At 65.9% G+C, this 21,822-nt stretch carries 15 protein-coding genes; 4 read left to right on the forward strand and 11 right to left on the reverse strand.

Features of this window, described 5'->3' with window-relative positions:
• Positions 1 to 239: 239 nt before the first annotated feature.
• Positions 240 to 1,363 (reverse strand): IS3 family transposase gene (locus DWG20_RS09980; protein WP_425451587.1). Its coding sequence is split into 2 segments (ribosomal slippage): positions 240 to 1,123 and positions 1,123 to 1,363, totalling 1,125 coding nucleotides; the frame shifts between segments, so codons are not numbered across the junction.
• Between the two features lie 490 nt (positions 1,364 to 1,853).
• Between DWG20_RS09980 and DWG20_RS09985 the strand changes: the two genes are divergently transcribed.
• On the forward strand, positions 1,854 to 2,048 hold the full coding sequence (locus tag DWG20_RS09985; protein ID WP_115433672.1) for a hypothetical protein: 195 nt from the start codon (positions 1,854 to 1,856) through the stop codon (positions 2,046 to 2,048).
• Positions 2,049 to 2,291: 243 nt separating this feature from the next.
• Positions 2,292 to 3,740 carry a substrate-binding periplasmic protein gene (locus DWG20_RS09990; RefSeq protein WP_181880891.1) on the forward strand — a complete coding sequence of 483 codons (1,449 nt, stop codon included), beginning with the start codon at positions 2,292 to 2,294 and terminating at the stop codon, positions 3,738 to 3,740.
• 32 nt (positions 3,741 to 3,772) lie between these two features.
• On the opposite strand, the gene DWG20_RS09995 is transcribed toward DWG20_RS09990, so the two are convergent.
• The 8 genes from DWG20_RS09995 to DWG20_RS10030 form a co-directional block, all read right to left on the reverse strand.
• Positions 3,773 to 4,075, reverse strand: coding sequence for a hypothetical protein (locus DWG20_RS09995; protein WP_115433674.1), 303 nt, complete (start codon positions 4,073 to 4,075; stop codon positions 3,773 to 3,775).
• A 123-nt stretch (positions 4,076 to 4,198) separates the two neighbouring features.
• Positions 4,199 to 4,618, reverse strand: coding sequence for a ProQ/FINO family protein (locus tag DWG20_RS10000; protein WP_115433675.1), 420 nt, complete (start codon positions 4,616 to 4,618; stop codon positions 4,199 to 4,201).
• 129 nt (positions 4,619 to 4,747) lie between these two features.
• Positions 4,748 to 5,560 carry a quaternary amine ABC transporter ATP-binding protein gene (locus DWG20_RS10005; protein WP_115433676.1) on the reverse strand — a complete coding sequence of 271 codons (813 nt, stop codon included), beginning with the start codon at positions 5,558 to 5,560 and terminating at the stop codon, positions 4,748 to 4,750.
• Positions 5,561 to 5,565: 5 nt separating this feature from the next.
• Positions 5,566 to 6,444 (reverse strand): ABC transporter permease, encoded by an 879-nt coding sequence (locus DWG20_RS10010; protein WP_115433677.1) that lies wholly within the window; start codon positions 6,442 to 6,444, stop codon positions 5,566 to 5,568.
• A 7-nt stretch (positions 6,445 to 6,451) separates the two neighbouring features.
• On the reverse strand, positions 6,452 to 7,483 hold the full coding sequence (locus DWG20_RS10015) for an ABC transporter substrate-binding protein (RefSeq protein ID WP_115433678.1): 1,032 nt from the start codon (positions 7,481 to 7,483) through the stop codon (positions 6,452 to 6,454).
• A gap of 81 nt (positions 7,484 to 7,564) precedes the next feature.
• Entirely contained in the window at positions 7,565 to 10,222 is a 2,658-nt protein-coding gene (locus DWG20_RS10020) for a cation-transporting P-type ATPase (protein ID WP_115433679.1), read from the reverse strand.
• Positions 10,223 to 10,237: 15 nt separating this feature from the next.
• Positions 10,238 to 13,093 carry an adenosylcobalamin-dependent ribonucleoside-diphosphate reductase gene (locus tag DWG20_RS10025; protein ID WP_115433680.1) on the reverse strand — a complete coding sequence of 952 codons (2,856 nt, stop codon included), beginning with the start codon at positions 13,091 to 13,093 and terminating at the stop codon, positions 10,238 to 10,240.
• Between the two features lie 70 nt (positions 13,094 to 13,163).
• Positions 13,164 to 16,538: a DUF748 domain-containing protein gene (locus tag DWG20_RS10030; RefSeq protein WP_115433681.1), complete on the reverse strand. Its 3,375-nt coding sequence runs from the start codon at positions 16,536 to 16,538 to the stop codon at positions 13,164 to 13,166.
• A gap of 96 nt (positions 16,539 to 16,634) precedes the next feature.
• Between DWG20_RS10030 and earP the strand changes: the two genes are divergently transcribed.
• Both earP and efp read left to right on the forward strand, forming a co-directional pair.
• The gene (gene earP, locus DWG20_RS10035) at positions 16,635 to 17,807 is read left to right on the forward strand and encodes an elongation factor P maturation arginine rhamnosyltransferase EarP (protein WP_115433682.1); all 1,173 of its coding nucleotides are present in this window, start codon (positions 16,635 to 16,637) and stop codon (positions 17,805 to 17,807) included.
• Between the two features lie 57 nt (positions 17,808 to 17,864).
• A complete protein-coding gene (gene efp, locus DWG20_RS10040; protein ID WP_115433683.1) occupies positions 17,865 to 18,428 on the forward strand; it encodes an elongation factor P in 564 nt (187 codons plus the stop codon).
• 435 nt (positions 18,429 to 18,863) lie between these two features.
• On the opposite strand, the gene DWG20_RS10045 is transcribed toward efp, so the two are convergent.
• Positions 18,864 to 19,490 carry a response regulator transcription factor gene (locus DWG20_RS10045; protein ID WP_115433684.1) on the reverse strand — a complete coding sequence of 209 codons (627 nt, stop codon included), beginning with the start codon at positions 19,488 to 19,490 and terminating at the stop codon, positions 18,864 to 18,866.
• Entirely contained in the window at positions 19,487 to 21,817 is a 2,331-nt protein-coding gene (locus DWG20_RS10050; protein ID WP_245944699.1) for a PAS domain S-box protein, read from the reverse strand. The genes DWG20_RS10045 and DWG20_RS10050 overlap by 4 nt, the downstream gene beginning before the upstream one ends.
• Positions 21,818 to 21,822 lie beyond the last annotated feature (5 nt).

Genomic DNA, 21,822 nt, shown 5'->3' on the forward strand with positions numbered 1-21,822 from the left:
GCTTAGGTTGACCGCAATGGTCAATCATGCTGAGCAGATTGACTGTGCACCAGTCTAGGTTTGCTGGGTTGTTGCCGCTGGCTTCTCTTCTTCTCGACGATTCCCCCTGCCGTTGACCCACGCGGCCAACCTTGACGGTCGAGAGCGCTCGTCGAGTCGCAATTTGAGCCCGTGCATTGTCTGAGCCTGTTTAGATTGCCAAGCCTTTTCCCCCTGGTCGTGTTGACCTGCCCCCATTTTTAGTCCGAAACCAATATAGAGTCAGGGGTTAACAACTCAGCTTGCCGATAGGCTTCGGCAAACTGGTTCGGGGTCAGGTAGCCCAGCGAGCTATGCGGACGCTCGCCGTTGTATTCGATGCGCCAAGCTTCAATCACTTCCCGCGCATGCCGCATCGACACGAACCAGTGCTCGTTCAGGCACTCGTCCCGGAAGCGGCCGTTGAAGCTCTCGATGTAGGCGTTTTCCACCGGCCTACCCGGCCGAATAAACGATAGCCTGACGCCTTGGGCGTAAGCCCATGCATCCAGCGCTTTGCCAGCAAACTCCGGGCCATTGTCGACGGTAATGGAAAGGGGCAATCCTCTGGCGTTCGCCAGCCGCTCCAGCACCGACGCCACGCGCAGCCCTGGCAGCGAAGTGTCGACTTCGATGGCCAGGCATTCCCGGGTGTAGTCGTCCACGATGTTCAGGCAACGCAGTCGCCGGCCGTCAGCCAGCCCATCCGCAACGAAGTCCATCGACCAGCTCAGGTTGGGCGCTTGCGGGCGCGGTAGCGGCTTGCGCTCTACACCGGCAATCTGTTTGCGCCGGCGTTTCCTGATACTCAAGCCGGCCTGCCGATAGAGGCGATAGCATCGCTTGTGGTTTACCCGCCAGCCTTCTCGGTGCAACAGTACCTGCAGCCGTCGGTAGCCATAACGCCGTTTCTCGCCGGCCAATGCCACCATCCGCTCCGTTAGGAGGCCGTCGGTACCCGTTCGGCTAGACCGATACCGATACAGCGACCGTGAAATGCCGACCAGCCCGCAAGCGCGGGTCACGCCCATGGCGCGTTCGGTCATGAGCAGCGTGACCGCTTCGCGCCGGGCTTGCGGGCTCACCACTTTCGGCCAAGCAGGTCTTTCAGCGCGGCGTTATCCAGCAAGGACTCGGCGAGGAGCCGTTTCAGCCGGGCATTCTCCTGCTCCAACTCCTTCAGGCGCTGCGCCTCCGAAACGGTCATCTCGCCGTACTTGGCTTTCCAGTTGTAGTAGGTCGCGTCGGCGATGCCGTACTTGCGGCATAGCTCCGCGACTTTGAGACCCGTTTCGGCCTCCTTGAGGATGCTGATGATCTGTTCTTGGCTGAAGCGCTTCTTCACGTCTGTTCCTCTCAGGTGAAACAGACTCTACATCAGGATGGGACTAAATTCGGGGAGCAGGTTACGGACGGCTGCATGTGCTGTCGTGCCGAGAAGGACTTTACTGTCACCCTCACATAGCTTCTACTTTTCTCATCGGCCTACGTCTATGGCGCCGCATGGTAATGTGGCAAGCATGTTTTGCTGTTTGTAAAGATAGTTTCACGGCTTGTAGCCCCGTCGCGCATGAAGACTAGGGGTTGTCCTCTGGAGCGTGGGTGTCTCTGTTTTCATACGGTCGGGCGATTTGTCTGAGAATACCGTGGTAATCCAAGGGTTTCTGTCATATTCTGTGCTGACTGGTACGGCCTGAATGGGCATGGACATACCGGTCATGCGAGGCCATGCGGGAGAGTCTCGCCGGTGACGGCGGATAAGACTTCTTTCGAAGCAATCAATACAGAGTGGCGTGAACAGCGCCCGGGCATACATCTTTAAAAGGAGAAGTTCCATGGAAGAGAACAAACTGTCTTTGGCTGATACTTTCAACCTGAAGAATGTGACGGAGAATGGTGACATCGCTCTGTTGCTCGACAAGGTGAGTGAGATCAAGGACGACCTGGCTGAATTGCGTGCGCTGGCCTCCCAGCAAGGTGCTGGCGCGCTGACCGCCAAAATCGACGTGATTTTGGGCAAGCTTTCCTGAGCGAAAAGATCGTGACTGGCCTTCGGGTGCGGTGATCGGAAGGGCAGGGCGGAGACGCCTTGCCCTTTTTTATTGCTCGCAGCGGAATTTTATTCCGCACTGCAGCGTGCCTTGCCGTTCCGGCTTTTGTATAGTGGCCCAAACATGCCGAAAAGGCGCCGATAAGCTCTCGTTTGCACGCGACGAAGCAAAATGTCAGGGATAGGGGACTGTATGAGGCTGGGCGGGAGTGGAGGCGGGCTAGTGGCTTTGCTTTGGGGGGGGCTGGCGCTGGCGGCGGCAGGACTCAAACCACTGGTGATCGGCGTGGAGCGCTTCGATCATTCGCCGCATTTCGACGGTTCGCACGGCGATTATCGTGGTTTCGCGCGCGAACTGTTGGATCTGTTCGGCAAGAGCCGCGGGTATGCCATCCAGTATCGCGCCTTGCCCATTCCCGATCTCTACCAGGCGTTTTTCGTCTCACACGACGTCGACGCCAAGTTTCCCGACAACCCGTCCTGGATGCCGGCACGGCGCAAACCGTTCCATGTCAGTTATTCGGCCGGCGTGATCGACTTCACGGAAGGGGTGATGTTGCGGTCGGCGGCGCTCGGCAAGGAGGTGTCGACGTTGCGCCGACTCGGTACGATCCAGGGCTTCGACCCGGTGCCATACCGGCAGAAGATCCAGACCGGCCAGATGACAGTGAGCCGCTTCGGCGACGTCGACTCAATGCTGCAGGCCGCCGTGAAGGGCGAAATCGATGGAGCGTACCTGAATGTCGCTGTCGCCGCCTACCGCTTGCGTCAGGCCGGTCAAGCCGATGCCTTGCAGTTCAACCCGGAGTGGCCACATGCGGTCGGCAGCTACGCCTTGTCGAGCGTCACTCGTCCAGACGTCATCCGCGATTTCGACGCCTTCCTGCATGGCGAAAAGGCAGCGATCGATCAGCTCAGAAAAAAACACGGCATCGTCTTCCTGCCGCCGGTCTCGGCGTCGCCAGGGTTGGCCGAGCCTGCGCAGAGGCGCGCGCTGACGTCGCGCCCCTACCTGACGCTGTGTCACGACCATCTGCCTCCGTACGCAGTCGGGCACGGGCGCTGGATTGGCGATGGTTCCAAGTTCCGTGCCACACGCCGAGTTTTTCGGGAGGCCGGGCTGCAGCTGCGCGTACTGCAGCTGCCCTGGGCGCGCTGCCTGTCCGAGGCGGCACTAGGCAGGGTGGACGGTGTGCTGCCGACGTTCCGGACGTCCGAGCGCGAACAGAAGTTCGTGTTCAGCGAACCGGTGGTGCAGCAGGAAATGGCGTTCTTCTACACACGAAAGCATTACCCGAATGGGCTCAGCTGGAAGAATTACAGCGAGCTGCGCGGTGCACGGCTTGGCATGCTGCTCGGCGGCAGCGTCGACACGCAGATGGAGCGCACTTTGGCCGACGGGGGCGTGGTGAATCGGGTGGTCGACGCCGAGACGCTGATGCGCTTGCTGGCGCTCGGCCGGCTCGACCTGGTTGCGCTCGATCGGCAGGCCGGCCTATACGAATTGCAGCGCCTCGGGCTCGGCAAGCGGCTGACGGCCAGTGAAAAACTGGTCTCGGTGCGGCCGGCGGCGATTGCGCTGTCGCGCGAGTCGGGCGCGGCGCAGCTGATGCCGCGGATCAACGCGGCGATCGCTCGTCTGCGCGCGCAGGGACGCCTTGCCGGCGACTAAAGCGCTGGAGCAGGGCGCTGCATCGCGGGGAATCAGTGCTCCAGGCCGACCTCGAAGACCGGTTCAGGCACGCAGCGCATCCATTCCTCGAACGCGAGGCAGTGAGCACGAGCTTCGGCGTTGCGCCAGTTGTGGATCACCTCGTCGGCTTCGGTCAGCCCGGTCGGGTAATCCTTGAACTGAGTCAAGGCATAGTCGTGTGCCCACTTGGCGAAGGTCGCGCAATCTTCGGTACCGAAGTGGTCGATCAAGGCGCGTCGGAAATTGATCTCGAACTCGCGCGCGTCGACCGGGGTGTACTGCGGTTTGACGAGACGGATGGTGAGGCGGGGCATGGAGGGGTGCTCCGTCATGGATGCGATGGAAAACCCCAGTATATAGACTCGTCGTATAAAACGAAATACGACGAAAACGGCCCGCCGGATGGCGGGCCGCTGCGTTTGGCTGACGGGCCGGTATTATTCGGCGCTAGGCGCTTCGGCGGCAGGGGCCGGTGCGGCTTGTTCGACCGGCTTGGTGGCCGGCTTTTCGGCGAGCGCGTCGTAGCGCTGCTGGGCTTCGATCTTTTCTTCCTCGCTGAGGGTCGCGGTCTCGCGGCCCTTGAGGTCATAACGCTTGCCGCCCTTGGCGAGCGACTTCAGGTAGCGCGGTTTCTTGCAGTGGTTGGTGAGCACGCGCGTCACTAAGGTCGAGTCGAATTGCGACAGCTCGGCGATCAGGACTTCGTGAATACCGATGGCTAGTGGGCGGAACTGTTTGAAGACCGCGTACTTGCTGTACAGATGATCGGCGATCATCTCGGTCTGTTTTTTCTTGCTCAGGGTCTGGACCGCCGTCTTCAGGGCGGCGCCCAGGGCGGTTTCCGGTTTTTGCGTCATGGTGCGGTGTGACTCCGTGGTCGTCAGGCCAGCCAAAGGCGTAATCGTACCGCGCTTGCCCCCGCGATGCCACCGCCGCATGCCTTCGCGGCGGCCGGCAAGGTTGGCCGAGCCTTGCCGGGACAGGCTTCAGGCCGGGCGGCGTCGCTCGACAAAGCGCCTGACGTAGTCGTCGGCCGGTGCCTCGATGATCTGTCGCGCTTCGCCATCCTGCACCAGTCGACCGTCGCGCAGGATGGCGATCCGCTCTCCGAGCCGCAGCGCCTCGTCGAGGTCGTGGGTGACGAAGACGATGGTTTTTTTCAGCGCCGACTGCAGTGCAAGCAACTGATCCTGCATCTCGGCGCGGATCAGCGGGTCGAGCGCCGAGAATGCCTCGTCCATCAACAGCAGCTCGGCGTCCATCGCCAGCGCGCGCGCGAGGCCGACGCGCTGTTTCATGCCGCCTGACAGCGTATCCGGGTAGTGGCGAGCGTAGCCCGTCAGGCCGACGCGGTCTATCCAGTCGCGGGCTTGCTTCAGCGCCACGTCGCGCGGCTCGCCGCGCACGATCAGGCCGTAGGCGACGTTTTCCGCCACGGTCTTGTGCGGCAAGAGGCCGAAGCCCTGGAACACCATGCTGACCTGGCGGCGGCGGTAGTCGCGCAGCCGCGCCGCGTCGTAATCGAGGATGTTGTCGCCGTCGACCTCGATGCGGCCTTCGGTCGGGTCGATCAGGCGGTTCAGGTGACGGATCAGCGTCGACTTGCCCGAGCCGGACAGCCCCATCAGTACGGTGATGCGGCCAGGCTCGATGTCGAGCGACACGCGGTCGAGGCCGACGGTGCTGCCGGTCGCGGCGAGGATGGCCGCCTTGTCCTGGCCCGATTTCAACAATTGCAGCGCCTTGTTCGGGTCGGCACCGAAGATTTTCACGACGTTTTTGATGCGGATCGCGGGCATCGGGATTATCTGGGGGCGGGCTCGGCCAACGTGGTCGAGCGCTGGCGTCTCGGACTGCCGTAGGCCTGGCTGATGCGGTCGATGACGATGGCGAGGATGACGATCGCGATGCCGGCCTGCATGCCTCGGCCAACGTCTAGCGTCTGGATGCCGACGAGCACGTCTTCGCCGAGGCCGCGCGCGCCTATCATCGACGCGAGCACCACCATCGCCAGCGCCATCATCGTCGTCTGGTTGACGCCGGCCATGATGGACGGGCGCGCCAGCGGCAGCTGCACGCCGACCAGCAGCTGCCAGCGCGTGGTGCCGAACGACCACGCCGCCTCGGTCAGCTCCTTGTCGACCTCGCGGATGCCGAGGTCGGTGAGACGGATCAGGGGCGGCACCGCGTAGACGACGGTCGCGAAGATCGCCGGCACCTTGCCGAGGCCGAACAGCATCAGCACCGGGATCAGGTAGACGAAGGACGGTAGCGTCTGCATCACGTCGAGCACCGGCAGCAACAGCTTTCTCAGCGTGTCAGACTGAGACATCAAAATGCCGGTAGGGATGCCGATCAAGACGGCGAGCACGGTGGCGACCGCCATGATGGCCAGCGTCTGCATCAGCGCGTCCCACAGGCCGAAGCAGCCGATCAGGTAGAGCAGGGCGACGAGGCCGAGGCTGCGGCCTACGCTTTTCGTCGCATGCCAGGCGATGAGGCCGGCGACGAGCAGCACCAGCCACGGCGGCGACGCGCGCAGCGTGCTCTCGAGCGGGACCAGCGCGTATTGCAGAACGGCGCCCGAGAACGCGCGGAACTGGTCGCCGAAGCGGCCGACCAGCGTCTCGACGAAGGCGTTGACGCCTTCCTTGATCGACAGTGGGTAGAAGATGCCGTCCATGTCGCCCTTACTTCAGCGCCGCCGACAGCCTGGCCGCGACGTCGGCCGGCACCCAGCGTTTCCAGACCTCGGGGTGGCTCTTCAGGAACAACCGGGACGCCTGTTTGGCGTCGCGCTTGTTGTCGGCCATGTCGGCGAGCGATCGGTTGAGCAGGGCTATCGGCACGTTGAACTTGGAAAGCACGCCGATGAGCGCCGGGTCCGCGTCGTGGAAGGCTTTCGACACGCCGGACTGGATCAGCGCCGGCGGCGACGCCGATGGGCAGGGCCGGGGATGGTTCTTGTCTGCCAGCGTCTTGAAGCAGGCGTCGTTCCACGCCGGTTCCTTCAGTTTGGCGAAGCGGTACTTGCCCATCAGCGGCGTCGGCGACCAGTAGTAGAACACGAGCGGCTTGCCGCGCTGGTAGGCCGACGCGATCTCGGCGTCGAGCGCGGCGCCGGTGCCGGGGCGGAAGTTCACGTAGCTGTCGGTGAGCTTGTACGCCTTCAGCTTCTGGCTGTTCACGCCTTCGCAGGTCCAGCCGGTCGGGCAGTTGAGGAAGCGCCCCTTGGCCGGTTCCTCGTCGTCGCGGAACACCGACTTGTAGCGCGGCAGGTCGAACACCGACGCGAGGCCCGGCGCCTGCGGCTTGATGCCACGCCTGACGTCGCCCTTGACCACATATTCGGGCACGTACCAGCCCTCGGTCGCGCCGACGATGGGCTTGCCGACCGCCTTGACCTTGCCGGCCTTGAATGCGGCGTTCCATGCGTCGCTGCGGCCTATCCATTCCTCTGCGACGACTTGCAGGTCGTTGTTGCCGAGCGCGGTCTCGAAGGTGACAGTGTTGCCGGGGAGGGTTTCGGTCTGGCAGCCGTAGCCCTTCTCGAACACGAAGCGCAACAGTTCGGTGAGGAAGGCGCCGCTTTCCCAGTTAGGCCCGGCGAGCGTCACCGGCTTGCCCGACGCGCACCACGGCGAGGTCGATACGGCGTGGGCGGGCAGGCCGGAGAGCACGACGGCGAGACAGCAGACGGCGGAGAGGGTAGTCGGGCGCATGGTCGGCTTCGTTCCTGGTGGCGTGTAGGACCAGTGTAGCCAGCCGCCCGGGCTTTTTCCGGTCGGCATAATCGGGGCCGATCACCGTGCGCACCACTTTTTTTCGGCTTCTATGATCGCCAGGCATGCGACGGCAAACGCGACAATCGGTAACCATGCCGTGAAGCCGATGGGCGCCGTATGGAAAATGCGGTTGAAGGCAGGTACATAGGTAAAGGCGATCTGCAGTACGATCATCGCGCCGCTGCCGATCCAGATCGACGGGTTGGAAAAGGGCGCGACCGACCACATCGGCTCCTTGAGCGACCGGCAATTGAACAGGTAGCCGGTCTGCACCAGCACGAAGACGTTGACGGCGACCGTCCGCGCCTCGGCCAACGAGTGGCCCTGCAGCAGGGACAGCTCGAACAGCCCGAACGCCCCCGCCAGCAAGAGTACGCTCACCAGCAGGATGCGTTGAACGAGTACCCTGTCCAGAATCGGTGCGGCCGGCGATCTCGGAGGGCGCTGCATGATGCCGCGTTCGGCCGGCTCGAAGGCCAGCATCATCCCGAGCAGGATGGCGGTCGTCATGTTGATCCAGAGGATCTGCAGCGGCGTGATCGGCAGCGTCGTTCCGGTGAGGATGGCGGCGAGGATCACCAGCCCCTCGCCGGCGTTGGTCGGGATGGTCCACGTGATGAACTTGACGATGTTGTCGTAGATGCCGCGCCCTTCCTCGACGGCGGCCTCGATCGTCGCGAAGTTGTCGTCGGTGAGGACCATCGCCGCGGCCTCCTTGGCCACCTCGGTCCCGCCCCCGCCCATCGCGATGCCGATGTCGGCCTGCTTGAGGGCAGGGGCATCGTTGACTCCATCGCCGGTCATCGCCACGACCTCGCCCCCGTCCTGCAGCGCCTTCACCAGCCTCAGCTTCTGCTCCGGTTCGACGCGGGCAAACACATTGACCTCGGCAACCGCCTTGCGCAGCGCCTCTTCGTCGAGCCGGGCGAGATCCCTCCCGGTCAGCGCCTGAGCGTTTTCACCCGCGATGCCGAGCTGCCGGGCGATCGCGATCGCCGTGCCGGGATGGTCGCCGGTGATCATCTTCACGCGGACCCCCGCCGCGTGGCAGGCGCGGACCGAGGCGATCGCCCTCGGGCGCGGCGGGTCCATCATCCCGATCAGGCCGAGGAAGACGAGGCCGGCGTCCATCCGGAGGTGTTCGAGCCGCTGATCCAGCGCGATTTCGGAGCGCACCAGCGCGAGCACGCGCAGCCCCTCTTTCGCCATCCGGTTCGCCGCCGCCTCGATCGCGCCCGGATCGAGCGCTATCTCGTTTCCTTGAGCGTCGAGCATGGCCCAGCAGGCCGGCAGCAACTTCTCGACGGCCCCCTTCGCATAGACAATAGGGAGTCCGCCGATTTCATGCAGCGTCGCCATGTATTGCCGTACGGAATCGAAGGGCAACTCGTCGAGGCGCGGAAAGACGGACTTTAGCGTCGCTTCATCCAATTTCCCCTTGCGCGCGAGCGTCAGGATCGCCCCTTCGGTCGGATCGCCTGCGACCGTCCAGTGCTGGCCTTCGTGCACCAACCTCGCGTCGTTACAAAGCACGCCGGCCTGCAGGGTTTCACTCAAGGCGCCCGCGGGCGTCACCGCGAGGCCCCCTTGCTCGATCCGCCCGGCCGGTCCGTAGCCGTGGCCGGTGACGGTGAACGTCTCCTTGCCGGCCCAGATCTCGCGCACCGTCATTTCGTTTTCCGTCAGCGTCCCGGTCTTGTCCGAGCAGATCACGGTCGTGCTGCCGAGGATCTCGACCGCGGGTAGCTTGCGGATGATCGCGCGCCGCCTGGCCATCCGGGCGACGCCGGTCGCGAGCGTCACCGTCATCGCCGCCGGCAGGCCCTCGGGGATCGCGCCGACGGCGAGCGCCACCGCCGCCATGAACATGTCGAACGCGGATTCCCCGCGCCAGACGCCGACGGCGAAGGTCAGGCCGGCCAGCATCAGGATCGCCACCAGGAGGTACTGCGCGAACACCCCCATCTTGCGCGTCAGCGGCGTCGTCAGGTCCAGCCTCTGGGCGATCAGCCGCGAGATCCTGCCGACCTCGGTGCCGTCGCCGGTCGCGACGACCACCCCCGTCCCCTGGCCGGCGACGGCCAGCGTGCCGGCGTACGCCATGTTGTGCCGGTCGGCGAGCAAGGTATCTGCCGGCAGAGGGTCGGCGCGCTTGTCCACCGGGACGGACTCGCCCGTTAGCGCCGCCTCGGCGGTGCGCAACACTTTGCCCCCGAGCAGGCGCAGGTCGGCGGGGACCTTGTCGCCGGCGGACAAGAGGACGATGTCTCCCGGCACCAGTTCCGCGGCGTCGAGCTGCCGTCTCGTTCCGTCCCGGATGACCGACGCCTCCGACGACACCGCCCGGGCGAGCGCTGCCAGCGCCGCTTCTGCCTTGCCTTCCTGGATGAAGCCAAACGCCGCATTGAGCAGAACGACGCCGAATATCACGCCGGTATCGACCCACTCGCCGAGGACCGCCGTCACGCAGCCTGCGCCGACCAATACCAGGACGAGCGGTTGCACGATCTGCGACAGGAACCGGACGAGCGGGTTGCGCCCCTGCCTGACACTAGGCCGGTTGATCCCGTACTTTTTCAGTCTTGCCGCCGCTTCGGCCTCGTCCAGACCGCGGGAGGCGTCGACATCCCATTCTTCCAGCACCTGGGCGGTGTCCATTGCATGCCAGTCGCGCATCGACGGCTCCTTAGTTCAGCCGCAGGCGCCGGTATGGCCGCACGCGGTGCAGAATTCGCAGCCGTCCTTCCTGATCAGCGCGCGGTGGCCGCATTCGGGGCAGGTCTTGCCGGCGAGCGCGGCCGGGCGTTCGACGGCGCCGAACAGTTCGCCCTGCTCGGGCGCGAGCACGCCCATGTCCTCGACCGGGTAGCCGTCCTCGGTCAACAGGCCGAGCATCGCGTAGCGGTGGATGAGAAGTCGCGCGAGGTAGGCGACGGTCGACGGCCAGCTTAGCGACTTTTCGCCGCCGGGCACGCGCGCGAAGAAGTCGCCCTGCGGTTCGGCGTAGGACAAGAGTTTCCTCAGCTTCAGCCCGATCCACGCCGGGTCGATCACGCGCATGTCGAGCGACAACAGCTTGCACAGGCCGTCGAGTTCGCGCGGGTAGGCGCCGGCGAGCCAGATCGAGTACGGGCGGCGTCCGCCGCCGGGCAGCAGCAGCTCCTTCACGAACAGCACGAAGTCGTCGCCGGTCTGGGCATTTGAAATGTCGACCGTCCAGCTCAGCGTGCCGTCCGGTCCCGACTTCGGCTCCTGGCGCGCGATCAGCGCGTCGAGTACCGGCGTCGGGTCGTTGTGGGCCTTCTCGAGCGCGCCGAGCTCTCCGACGCGGTGCTTGACCACCTTGCCGAGCGCGGCGGCGGCGCTGCTGGCGAACTGCGTGTTGCCCGCCAGCTCGAGCAGGTAGCGCTTGTCGCCCGCGGTGCGCGCCAGCGCGTCGAGCTTCATCGAAAGCCAGCTGCGGTCGCGGCAGCGCATGTCCATCGACAGCGTCTTGGCGATCGCGCCGAGGCCGCGTTCCTGCTCGCTGCCGTTGACCCAGCATTCGAACGGGTAGGGCGTATCCTCGTCGACGTGGCCGACCACCACCGCGAAGCCGCCGCCCTCGCCCTCGACCATATACGTCCACGACGGGTTGCCGTCGGCCAGATGCGGCCGGTGCGGCCACTTGAGGCTGGCGAGCGCCGGGCTCGGCGCGGTCTTCAGCGTCAGGCGCCGGTCGGCGCCGGCGAGTTCGGGCGCGTCGGCTGGTGTCGAAAGGTTGGCCGAGCCTAGCGCCGGCTCGGGCAGCGACAACACCGCTCCGAGCACGGTGTTCGGCCGGTAAGTCGTTATGCCTTTCAGCCCGGCGTGCCACGCTTCGAGGTAGAGGTGTTCGAATTCGTCGAATGGGTAGTCGGCCGGCACGTTCACCGTCTTCGAGATCGCGGTGTCGATGAACGGTGCGACGGCGGCGGCCATCTTCATATGGTCGAGCGCGCTCATCTCGAGCGCTGAGACAAAGGCCGGCGGCAGCGGCGCGTCGTCGCCGTGCAGATGGCGGAACAGCCGCCATGCGTGGTCCTCGACGCGGTACTCCTGGTGGCTGCCGTCGGCCATCCGTTTCTTGCGCGTGTAGAACCACGAGAACGCCGGTTCGATGCCGTTGCTCGCGTTGTCGGCGAAGGCGAGCGAGATGGTGCCGGTCGGCGCGATGCTCAATAGATGCGAGTTGCGGATGCCGTGCTGCCGGATGCGCGCCTTCAGTGTGGCCGGCAGCCGGCCCGCGCAGTGCGGCGCGGCCAGATACTTCTCGGCGTCGAACAGCGGGAACGCACCTTTCTCAATCGCAAGGTCGACCGACGCGTCGTAGGCGGCGTCGCGCATGGACTCGGCCAAGCTGGCCGCCATCTGGCGGCCGTCGTCGCTGTCGTAGCGCAGGTTCAACAGGATCAGCGCGTCGCCGAGGCCGGTGAAGCCGAGGCCGATGCGGCGCTTGGCGGCGGCTTCAAACGCCTGCTCGGGCAGCGGCCACACGGTGAGGTCGAGTACGTTGTCGAGCATGCGCACCGCGACGCGCACCGTCTGTTCGAAACCTTCGAAGTCGAAGTTGGCCGAGGCCGAAAACGGCTGGCGCACGAAGCGCGCGAGGTTGACCGAGCCGAGGTCGCAGCAGCCGTAGTCGGGCAAGGGCTGCTCGCCGCACGGGTTGGTTGAGGTGATCGTCTCGCAGTAAGACAGGTTGTTGTCGGCGTTGACTCGAGTCAGGAACAGCACGCCCGGCTCGGCGTGGTCGTAGGTCGAATGCATGATCTGCCGCCACAGATCGCGCGCCTTGATGCGGCGGTACAGCCATCGGCCGCAGGCCAGCCTCTCGCCGGAAGGGAACAGCGCCGCGTCGGGCTCGGCGATATGCGCGAGCGGCCAGTCGCCGTCGGCCTCGATCGCGCGCATGAAGTCGTCGGACACGCCGACCGAGAGGTTGAAGTTGGCGAGGTCGCCGTGGTCCTTGGCGTGGATGAAGTCCTCGATGTCCGGATGGTCGACGTTCAAGACGCCCATCTGCGCGCCGCGCCGGGAGCCTGCCGATTCGACCGTCTCACAGCTCCTGTCGAACACGCGCATATAGGAGACGGGGCCGCTGGCGCGGCTTTGCGTGCCGTGCACGCGCGCGCCGCGCGGCCTGATCGCGCTGAAGTTGTAACCGACGCCGCCGCCGCGGCGCATCGTCTCGGCCGCCTGCTGCAAGGCCGGGTAGATGCCGGGCTTGCCGTCCACCGTCTCGCTGACCGAGTCGCCGACCGGCTGCACGAAGCAGTTGATCAGCGTGGCGGAAAGGTCCGTGCCGGCCGCCGAGTTGATCCGTCCGCCGGGGATGAAGCCGGCTTCGAGTGCCCGGTAGAACGCGTTTTCTGACGCCGCCGGGTCAGCTTCGATTGACGCCAGCGCGCGCGCGACGCGCAAACGCACAGCGGCGACGTCTTGTTCGCCGTTCTTGGCGTACTTCTCGAGCAGCACTTCGCGGCTGATCGCCTGTTCGGCGACGGTGACGGCTCGTTCGGCTTTCACGCGTGTCTCCTTGTCTCAAGAGACTGAAGTGTAGGACCGGCCTTGCTCGGCGCCAGGGCTCGGTTACTCCTTATTTAGCTGGTGTGGCGCCCGCGGTGGCCGGCACGTTGGCCGAGCCTGGCTCCGCGGCCGTCGCGTCGAGCTTCACCACCAGCGGCACGCCTTCGGCGTCGGCCTTCACCGTCTGCGGCTCGGCCAAGGTCACGCGGTCTTTCAGCGCTGCGTTCCTGCCGATGAGCGCCTTGTAAGCCGCGTCGCCGCGCGCGCGCGCCAGCGCCCTGAGTGCCGCCGCGTCGACCTTCTGCGCGGCGATGATCTCGTCGCGCAGGCGCACGTAGCGGTCGCGGTTGTCGGGCGTGGCCACGAGGCGCGCGGCGAACTTGATCAGGCCGACCTCGCGGCCGTACACCGTCTTCACCGCGCCCTGGATGCGCGCGTCTTCGAGGTCGGGCAGCGGCAGCGGCAGGTCGGGCGCGGGCTTGAGGCCGGCGGCGACGAGGATGGCGCGGTCGGCGCGCGCGCGTGCCAGTTCGCGCGTTTCCTTGCCGACGTCGACGCCGCCGGCGAGGCTGACCTTCACGCGCGGCCGTTTCTCCAGCACCTGCGCGAGCTTGTCGAGCTTCTCGCGTTCGGGCGGCGCGATGCCGGCTTCGCCCGGCGCAAAGTTGATCGCGTCGAAGCCTTCGCCGCCGAACAGCGACGCCAGCGCACGGAACGGCGCGGTGACCACCTTGACGATGACGTTCCTGATCGCCTGCCACACCAGGTGGCCGTAGCTGAACTTCGGCTCGTCGAGGCTGCCCTCGATGGGCAGGTTGAGGTCGATGATGCCGTCGCTGTCTTCCAAGAGCGCGACCGCGAGCCGCAAGGGCAGCGGCGTGACGTCAGGGTCGTGCACCTCCTCGCCGAGCTTGATCGAATTGATCACCACGCGGTTTTCGCCCTTGAGCTGGCGGTTGACGAGGTGGTAGCGCAGGTCGGTCGACAGCCGGCCGTCGTCGATGCGCCAGCCGGCGAAGTTCATCGAATAAGGGTTGAGGCTGGTGATCGGGATGTTGCGGAAGGCCAACGTGATGTCGGTGTCGTCGGTCGGCGACAAGGGCGCGAGCGTGCCGCGCACCTTGGCGTCGCCGTAGCGGTCGACGTTGCCGTCGAGCGTGACCGTGCCGCGCCGGCCGGGCTGCGTCGACAGGCCGTTGATCGTGCCCTTCAGGCCGTGGATGCGCGTCGCGAAGTTCGGGCGCATGCCGAGGTCGGCGAAGTCGAGTTCGCTGCCGCGCACGACGACGGTCTTGACGTTGACCGCCGGCAGCGACGGCGCCGGCGCCGGCTTCGCGCACCACAGCTCGGCGCCGGCCGGTGCGTCCTCGCCCTGTGCCGGCGCGGCTTGCGGCTTGGGCGGCTTGGCGCCGAACAGGCGCGCGATATTGAGCTGGCGCTTCTCGTCGAGGATCAGCCGCGCCTGCGCGCCGTCGAGGCGGAGCTCGGCGACGTTGATCGCGAGGCGGGGCCCGCCGCTGGCCGTCATGCCGCTGGCGACCAGCTCGCGCCAGGCGACCAGCGGCCGGCGCTCGCCCGGTTCGAGCAGCGACAGCTGCGTCAGCCGTGCGCTGCCGGCCGCGTGCCAGTTGCCGGCGGCGGCCTTGACCGCTATGTCGGCACCGATCGCGCCGCCGCCCAGGCGCAGCGGCGTGCCCGACAGCGCGTAAGGCGCGAACGGCGCCAGCGGCAGGCCGGCGAGCGACAGTTTGGCGTCGAGGGCGCCGTTTGGCGCGACCTCGACCCGGGCGACCGCGCGGCCGCTGCCGGCGCGGCCGGCCAGGTCTACCGACAGCGAGCCGTCGTCGTGCGCGCTGCCGTGACCGCCGATGTCGTCGATCGCGACCTCGACCGGGCGCGCGGTGCTGCTGTCGCGCCACACGAGCCTTCCCTGCTCGACGTCGAGTATCGGCGGGATCACCTTCCACGCCGGGGTAGCGTCCTTGGCCGGTGCAGGACCGGTGCGGCGGGCCGGTGCGAAGGCGTCGGCGAGCGCGATGCGGCCGCGCTTGTCGCGCGTCACCTCGATGCGCGGCGCGGCAAGCGTCAGCGTGCCGAGTGCGATGCTGCGCTTGTCGACGTCCGCGCTGGCGTCCTTGAGCCGTGCGTCGAGCAGCGTGGCGAGCGGCTTGCCGCCGCTGTCAGCGATGAGGTTGTCCGAAAGGTGGACGGCGATCTTCGATACCACCGGCGCCTTGCCGGCGTCCTGGTCGAAGGCGAGGCCGGCCTCGGCCAACGTGCCTTGGTAGCGGATCGGCCGTGCGAAGCCCGAGTCGCTCAACGCCAGCGCGATGTTCTCCACCGACACCCGGGCCAGGTGCAGCGACCACGGTGCGCCCGGCGCTTTCTCGGCGGCGATCTTTCTTGCCGGCGGGACGACGGCCTGCCAGTCGAGCGTGCCATCGGCGGCGCGCAGCGCGGCGAGGCTGCCGTCGGCCAGACGCACGCGGCCGATGTCGACGCGGCGGTTTTCCAGGTCGAGCGAGCCGTTCTCGACGGCCAACGTCTTGAGCGTCAGCCGGCTCGGGCTTTGCGGCGCAGAGAGCGTCACGTCCTTGAGCTCGGCGTTGAACGGCGACGCGACGAGGCGCACATCAGCGCCTGTCAGGCTGAAACGGTAGTCGGCCTTGACCGACAGCATGCCGGCCGGATCGGGCAGCTTGGCCACGTCGTGCAAGGCCGGCGCGAGGCGTTTGAGGGTCATGCCGGTGATTTCGATCCGGCCGCGCGAGGTCAAGGGTTGCAGCGTCATCGCTCCCTTCCACGCCAAGCGCGCGCCGCCGTCGACCTCGGCGTTCAGTGTGTAGCCGCCCTCTGCCGGCAAGGTCGTCAGGTCGTTGAGCACCAGGTTCAGCGGCGACAACTGCCACGGCGGCGTGCCGGGCGTCGTCTCGTCGACGAAGGTGAAGCGGCCGTCCTTGACCTCGAGCCGGTCGACGGCGATCTTCGGCAGTTCGGATTCCTCCTTCGGCGGCGCCTTGCCGGCGAGGTCGCTGGCGAGCTTCGCCCAGTTCCACAGGCCGTTTCGGTCGCGGTAGAGCTGGGTTTCGGGCGAGGTCAGCGTCAGCGCGGCGGCGTGGTAGCGGCCGATCAACAGCGAGGTCGGTTCGGCGTCGATCTCGACCTTGGCCGCCTTGAACAGCACGCGGCCGTCGCGGTCGGCGAAATGGACGTCGCCGACGGCGAGCGTCATGCTCCACGGCGACAGCGAGATGTCGCCGAGCGTCAGCGTACGGCCGTGTTCGGCGGCCCAGTCGCCGGCCGCCTGGCGGATCCAGCCGGGGGCGAAACGGGCGGCGACGCCGAGCGCGGCGAGCCAGAGAAGGAGCAGGGTGGCGAGTACATAGGGCCAGCGTCGCCGACGGTGGGCAGGAGGGGCGGGCGTGGAGGAGGGGGTGTCGTTCATGGGGGCTCGGGCTATTATTAGCAATTTATAAGCGGAACTATAGCGTGTTGCCCGTAGGCGGGCTGCTGCCGTGTTTCCGCGAATAATCTATTTGACATGACTGATTCTACCCGTCCTGCCGCCTGCTGGGACCTGTTCTGCACCGTGATCGACAACTTCGGCGACATCGGTGTCGCCTGGCGGCTGGCGCGCCAGCTGGCCGACGAATACCGGCTGCCGCTGAGGCTGTGGGTCGACGACCTGGAAAGCTTCGCTCGCATCGAGGCGAGGCTCGATCCGGATCTCGACGCGCAGACGATCGCCGGCGTCGAGATCCGGCGCTGGACGCCGGGCTCGGCCCAGCTCGGCGCCGGCGTCGAACCGGGCGAGGTCGTCATCGAGGCGTTCGGCTGCCGCTTGCCGGACGACTTTCTCGCGACGATGGCGGCGTGCGACCCGGCGCCCTTGTGGCTGAACCTCGAATACCTGTCAGCCGAGGCGTGGGTCGACGACTGCCACGGCATGGCGTCGCCACACCCGCGGTTGCCGTTGACGCAGTATTTCTATTTCCCCGGTTTCACCGAGACGAGCGGCGGGCTGATCGGCGAGCGCGACCTGCCGGCGCGACGCGACGCCTTCCTCGCGGATACGGCCGGGCTCGACGCGTATTGGGCGTCGCTCGGCCTGCCGCCGCGCGTAGAGAACGAGATGCGCATCAGCCTGTTCAGCTACGAGACGCCGTCTCTGGCGAGCCTCACAGACGCGTGGGCGGCGAGCATTGCGCCGGTCACCGTGCTGGTGCCGGAAGGCCGCGCCTTGGCCGAACTGCGCCGGGTGCTCGGCCAACCTTTGGAGGTGCCCGGCGGCGTCGCGCGGCGCGGCGCGCTGGCGGTCCACGCACTGGCGATGACCGACCAGGCCGGCTACGACCGGCTGTTGTGGGCATGCGACTTCAACATCGTGCGCGGCGAGGATTCCTTCCTGCGCGCGCAGTGGGCGGCGCGGCCTTTCCTGTGGCACATCTACCGCCAGGACGAGGGCGCGCATCTGGAAAAGCTCGACGCCTTTCTCGAGCGCTACACACAAGGGTTGGCCGAGCCCGCCGCCGCCGCGCTGACCGCGCTGTCGCGCGCTTTCAACCGCGACGAGGAGGTCGGCGACGCGTGGCGCGCGTTCGGAAAACGGCGCGAGGCGCTCGCGTTTCACGCGCACGACTGGGCCGAAAAACAGGCCGCGGCGGGCGACCTCGCCGGCCGGCTGGTGCAATTCGTACAAAACCGGCTAAAATAGTGCGTTTTTTCGGAAAACCTTTTCCGATTCCAATCAAGACCTTAGGACTTTGACGCAATGAAAACCGCACAGGAACTCCGCCCAGGCAACGTATTCATGCTGGGTAGCGACCCGATGGTCGTGCAGAAGGCAGAATTCAGCAAATCCGGCCGCAACTCTTCCGTTGTCAAAATGAAGATGAAGAACCTGCTGACCGGCAGCGCTTCCGAAGCCGTCTACAAGGCCGACGAAAAATTCGACGTGGTGGTGCTCGAGCGCGTGGAATGTACCTATAGCTACTTCGCCGACCCGATGTACGTGTTCATGGACACCGAGTTCAACCAGTACGAAGTCGAAGCCGAAAACCTCGGCGACGTGCTGAACTATCTGATCGACGGCATGGAAGACGTCTGCGAAGTGACCTTCTACAATGGCAAGGCGATCTCGGTCGAACTGCCGACCACCGTCGTGCGCGAAGTGGAATATACCGAGCCGGCCGTGCGCGGCGACACCTCGGGCAAGGTGCTGAAGCCGGCCCGCCTGAAAGGCACCACCTTCGAACTGCCGGTGGCCGCCTTCGTCGAAATCGGCGACCGCATCGAGATCGACACCCGTACCGGCGAATTCAAGAAGCGCGCGTAAGCGTTCTTCCGATTCCGGCCAAGAAGCGACCCTGCGGGGTCGCTTTTTTCATGTCCGCACGCATAGGCAAGCTGACCGACCCTTTTGGGGCAGCGGATGGCGGCGTTCTCGGCACGTACTGCCCAGAAAGGTCGGATGGGGCGGAGGGCGGAAAGAAAAAACCCCGGATCGTGGGTGGTCGATCCGGGGATAAGCTGAAAGCGCCAGGCTTTCTGCATTCAGTTCTGCGTTATACGCAGGAGGAGTAAAAATGGGACGACAGACGTTGTCCATTACAGCCGGCGGTCAGAGCACCGCCGCTCCGGCGCGGATGGAGCACTCATCCTCGCCGGTGTCGCTGCTGCAAAGACCATCGTACGGCTTCCCGCTCCTCAGGCCTATTGGGAGTCACCCTAGGCAAACCCTTGGGGGGGTGAGGGTTTTGCCGCGTTCGTCTCAGCCGGCGTCGCGGCTGCGGTGCGCGACCACGCCCTGCACCAGGTCGGCGATCGAGCGCGCGCCCATCTTGTCCATCATCTTGCCGCGGTGCGCCTCGACCGTCTTGATGCTGATGCCCATCTCGTCGGCGATCACCTTGTTCATCTTGCCCTCGATCACCTTCTCGAGCACCTCGCGTTCACGTGTGGTCAGCGAGGCGAGGCGCTCCTCGAACTTGTCGCGCACCGCGACGTTGGCCATCGAGGTGTGGCAGGTGGCGAGCGCGCCTTCTACCGCCGACAGGAAGGCCTGCTGGTTGAACGGCTTTTCGAGGAACTCGAACGCGCCGCGTTTGACCGCCTGCACCGCCATCGGTACGTCACCGTGTCCGGTCAGGAACACCACCGGCCACGGGTTGCCGCGCGCGATCAGCTCTTCGAAGAGCTCCAGGCCGCTCATTCCCGGCATGCGGATATCCACCACCAGGCAGCCGATGCCCTCCGGCGAAAAGTCGGACAGCAAGCTTTCGGCGCTATCGTGGCAGGCCACCCGATAGTCATGGCTTTCCAGGAGCCAGACCAGCGAATCGCGGAAGGCCTCGTCGTCGTCAACGATATGAATGTATGCGTGTTGGAAGCTGTTCATGATGGGACTACCGGCAAGGTGAAGCTGAAGAGACTACCGCCGTGCTCGCCGTCTTCGACCCAGATCTGACCCTGGTGGAATTCGACGATGGAGCGGCAAATGCCCAGACCCAGGCCCGTTCCGTCGGGCTTGGTGGTGAAGAAGGCCTCGAACAGGCGCTCCTTCTGATCTTCGGGGACGCCGTGGCCGCAATCGGCGATCGTGACGGTCACCCGCTTGTTGCTGGTGAGACGGGCGGCGAGCGACAGCACCCGTTCGGTAAGCGGGACCTCGTGCATCGATTCGATGCCGTTCTTGATCAGGTTGAGCAGCACCTGTTCGATCAGGATCGGGTCGACGAGGAGGTCGGGCAGTTCGGGCAGGTCGACGGCGATGCGCGCGCCGTGGCGCTTGGCCTCGATCTCGGCGATCGCGAGCGTCGCGTCGACGACCTCGGCCAACTGGCAGGCGCGCCTGTCGGGCGCGCTCTGTTTGACGAATTCGCGGATGCGGCGCACGACCATGCCGGCGCGTTCGGCCTGCGCGGTGACCTTTTCCATCACCGGCAGCAGTTTCTCCGGTGTGGCCTTGCCCTGACGGATCCGCTCGATGCAGCCGTTCTGGTAATTGGCGATCGCCGACAGCGGCTGGTTCAGTTCGTGCGCGAGCGTCGACGCCATTTCGCCGAGCGTGACCAGCCGCGAGGTCGCCTGCAGTTTTTCCATCTGCTCTTTATAGCGTTCCTCGGCTTCGCGCTCGCGCGTGACGTCGGTCAGCGCCGCGACCCAGCCGCCGTGGTTGCCGTCGGCGTCGATCAGCGGCGAAATCAGCATCTGCGCGTAGAACTGTTCGCCGTTCTTGCGTTTGAAGCGCGATTCGAACACGTCCTTCGGCGCGTCGCCGGCCAGCGTCTGCAACAGCGAGATGCGGTTGCGCTCGCCGGCGTCGCCGCTCAGCCAGAACGGGTAGGGCGGCAGGCGACCGACGAGTTCTTCCTCGCTGTAGCCGGTGATGGTACAGAACGACTGGTTGACGTAGGTGATGCGCCCGTTGCGGTCCATCGCGCGGATGCCGACCGACAACGAGTCTTCCATCGCCTTGCGGAAAGCCGATTCACGGCGCAGGTCTTCGAGCGCCTGTTTCTCGACGCTGATGTCGCGTCCCGACAGATAGACGCGGTTGCGTTCGGGCAGCGGGCTCAGTGCCCAGACGATGTAGCGCGTCTCGCCGTCGGCGCCGATCACCGGCGTCTCGACGTAGTGGTCCTGCCAGGTGCCGGCCAGGAGCGCGGCGAAGCCATCGCGGATGCGCGGTTTTTCCGAGTCGGGCAGGAAGTCGAGGAAGGAGCGGCCTTCGAGCGTGCCGGGAAGGTAGCCGAGCACGCGTTCGAACGCCGGGTTGACCTCGACGATGCTGGTGTCTTCGTCGACCACGGCTAGGAGGTCCTGCGACAGGCGGTACACGCGGTCGCGTTCGCCCTCGGCGTCGATGCGGCGGCGGATGTGGCTGTTGAGGCTGACGAGGCTCAACAGCGTCAGCAGCGTCAGGCCGACGATCAGCCCGAGCTGGAGCTTGCGCGCCGGGCCGGCGACGCCCTGCACCGGTCGCACGCGGATGAATAGGCCGCTGCCGGGCAGCGAAATGACCTCGTTGTAGCTGATCAGCTGGCGGCGCTGCGCGTTGCGGGCTAGCGTGCGGCCGAGCGTGTCGACCAGTTCGAGCTGGTATTTCTCCACCAGCCACGACGGCGGCAGCCGGCGCACCATGCGTTGCGCGCTGAACACGCCGACCACCGTGCCGGCGAAGGTGTCGCCCGAGCGGACAGGCACCTGCAGTTCGACGAACCATTCGCCGTTTTCGGCCGGGTAGGCGGGGCTGTAGTTGAGGCGGCCGCCGTCGCGCGTCTTGGCGAAGGTGTCGGCGCTGTGGGCGGGTAAAGGCTGGCCGTGGCGGAACAGGTCGACGCTCATCGGCTGGACGTAGCGCACCGTGCCCGACGCGTCGGCGTAGGCGATCGCCGCCATCTCGGGCATGTTGGCGAGCCAGATCGCGCTCTTCTGGCGAAAAGCCGTCTCGTCGAGTTCGCCGTTGCCGATTGCGCGCGACAGGTCGATCAGTTGTTGGCGGTCGTCGTCGAGGCGGCGCTGCGCCGACTGTTCGGCCCACAGCGAGTCGCGGGACAGGTCGCCCTTGAGCTGGTCGGCTTCGCGCGTGTCCAGCGTCCACAGCATGACGGCCATGGTCAGGAAGAACAGCGTGACGGTGCTGTTGGGGAAAAGGTCGGACCAGACGCTGCGCTTGAACCAGATGATCATCCGGTTCAAGCGGTGCTTGAGTTGGACTAGCATGCGAC

Source organism: Crenobacter cavernae, assembly GCF_003355495.1.
Taxonomy (GTDB): Bacteria; Pseudomonadota; Gammaproteobacteria; order Burkholderiales; family Chromobacteriaceae; genus Crenobacter; species Crenobacter cavernae.

Coding starts and splice junctions, on each gene's coding strand:
- DWG20_RS10015 (WP_115433678.1), bottom strand. CDS start 7,483: ATGCGCCCGACTACCCTCTCCGCCGTCTGCTGTCTCGCCGTCGTGCTC.
- DWG20_RS10050 (WP_245944699.1), bottom strand. CDS start 21,817: ATGCTAGTCCAACTCAAGCACCGCTTGAACCGGATGATCATCTGGTTC.
- DWG20_RS10005 (WP_115433676.1), bottom strand. CDS start 5,560: ATGCCCGCGATCCGCATCAAAAACGTCGTGAAAATCTTCGGTGCCGAC.
- efp (WP_115433683.1), top strand. CDS start 17,865: ATGAAAACCGCACAGGAACTCCGCCCAGGCAACGTATTCATGCTGGGT.
- DWG20_RS10020 (WP_115433679.1), bottom strand. CDS start 10,222: ATGCGCGACTGGCATGCAATGGACACCGCCCAGGTGCTGGAAGAATGG.
- DWG20_RS09995 (WP_115433674.1), bottom strand. CDS start 4,075: ATGCCCCGCCTCACCATCCGTCTCGTCAAACCGCAGTACACCCCGGTC.
- DWG20_RS10030 (WP_115433681.1), bottom strand. CDS start 16,538: ATGAACGACACCCCCTCCTCCACGCCCGCCCCTCCTGCCCACCGTCGG.
- earP (WP_115433682.1), top strand. CDS start 16,635: ATGACTGATTCTACCCGTCCTGCCGCCTGCTGGGACCTGTTCTGCACC.
- DWG20_RS10010 (WP_115433677.1), bottom strand. CDS start 6,444: ATGGACGGCATCTTCTACCCACTGTCGATCAAGGAAGGCGTCAACGCC.
- DWG20_RS10045 (WP_115433684.1), bottom strand. CDS start 19,490: ATGAACAGCTTCCAACACGCATACATTCATATCGTTGACGACGACGAG.
- DWG20_RS10000 (WP_115433675.1), bottom strand. CDS start 4,618: ATGACGCAAAAACCGGAAACCGCCCTGGGCGCCGCCCTGAAGACGGCG.
- DWG20_RS09985 (WP_115433672.1), top strand. CDS start 1,854: ATGGAAGAGAACAAACTGTCTTTGGCTGATACTTTCAACCTGAAGAAT.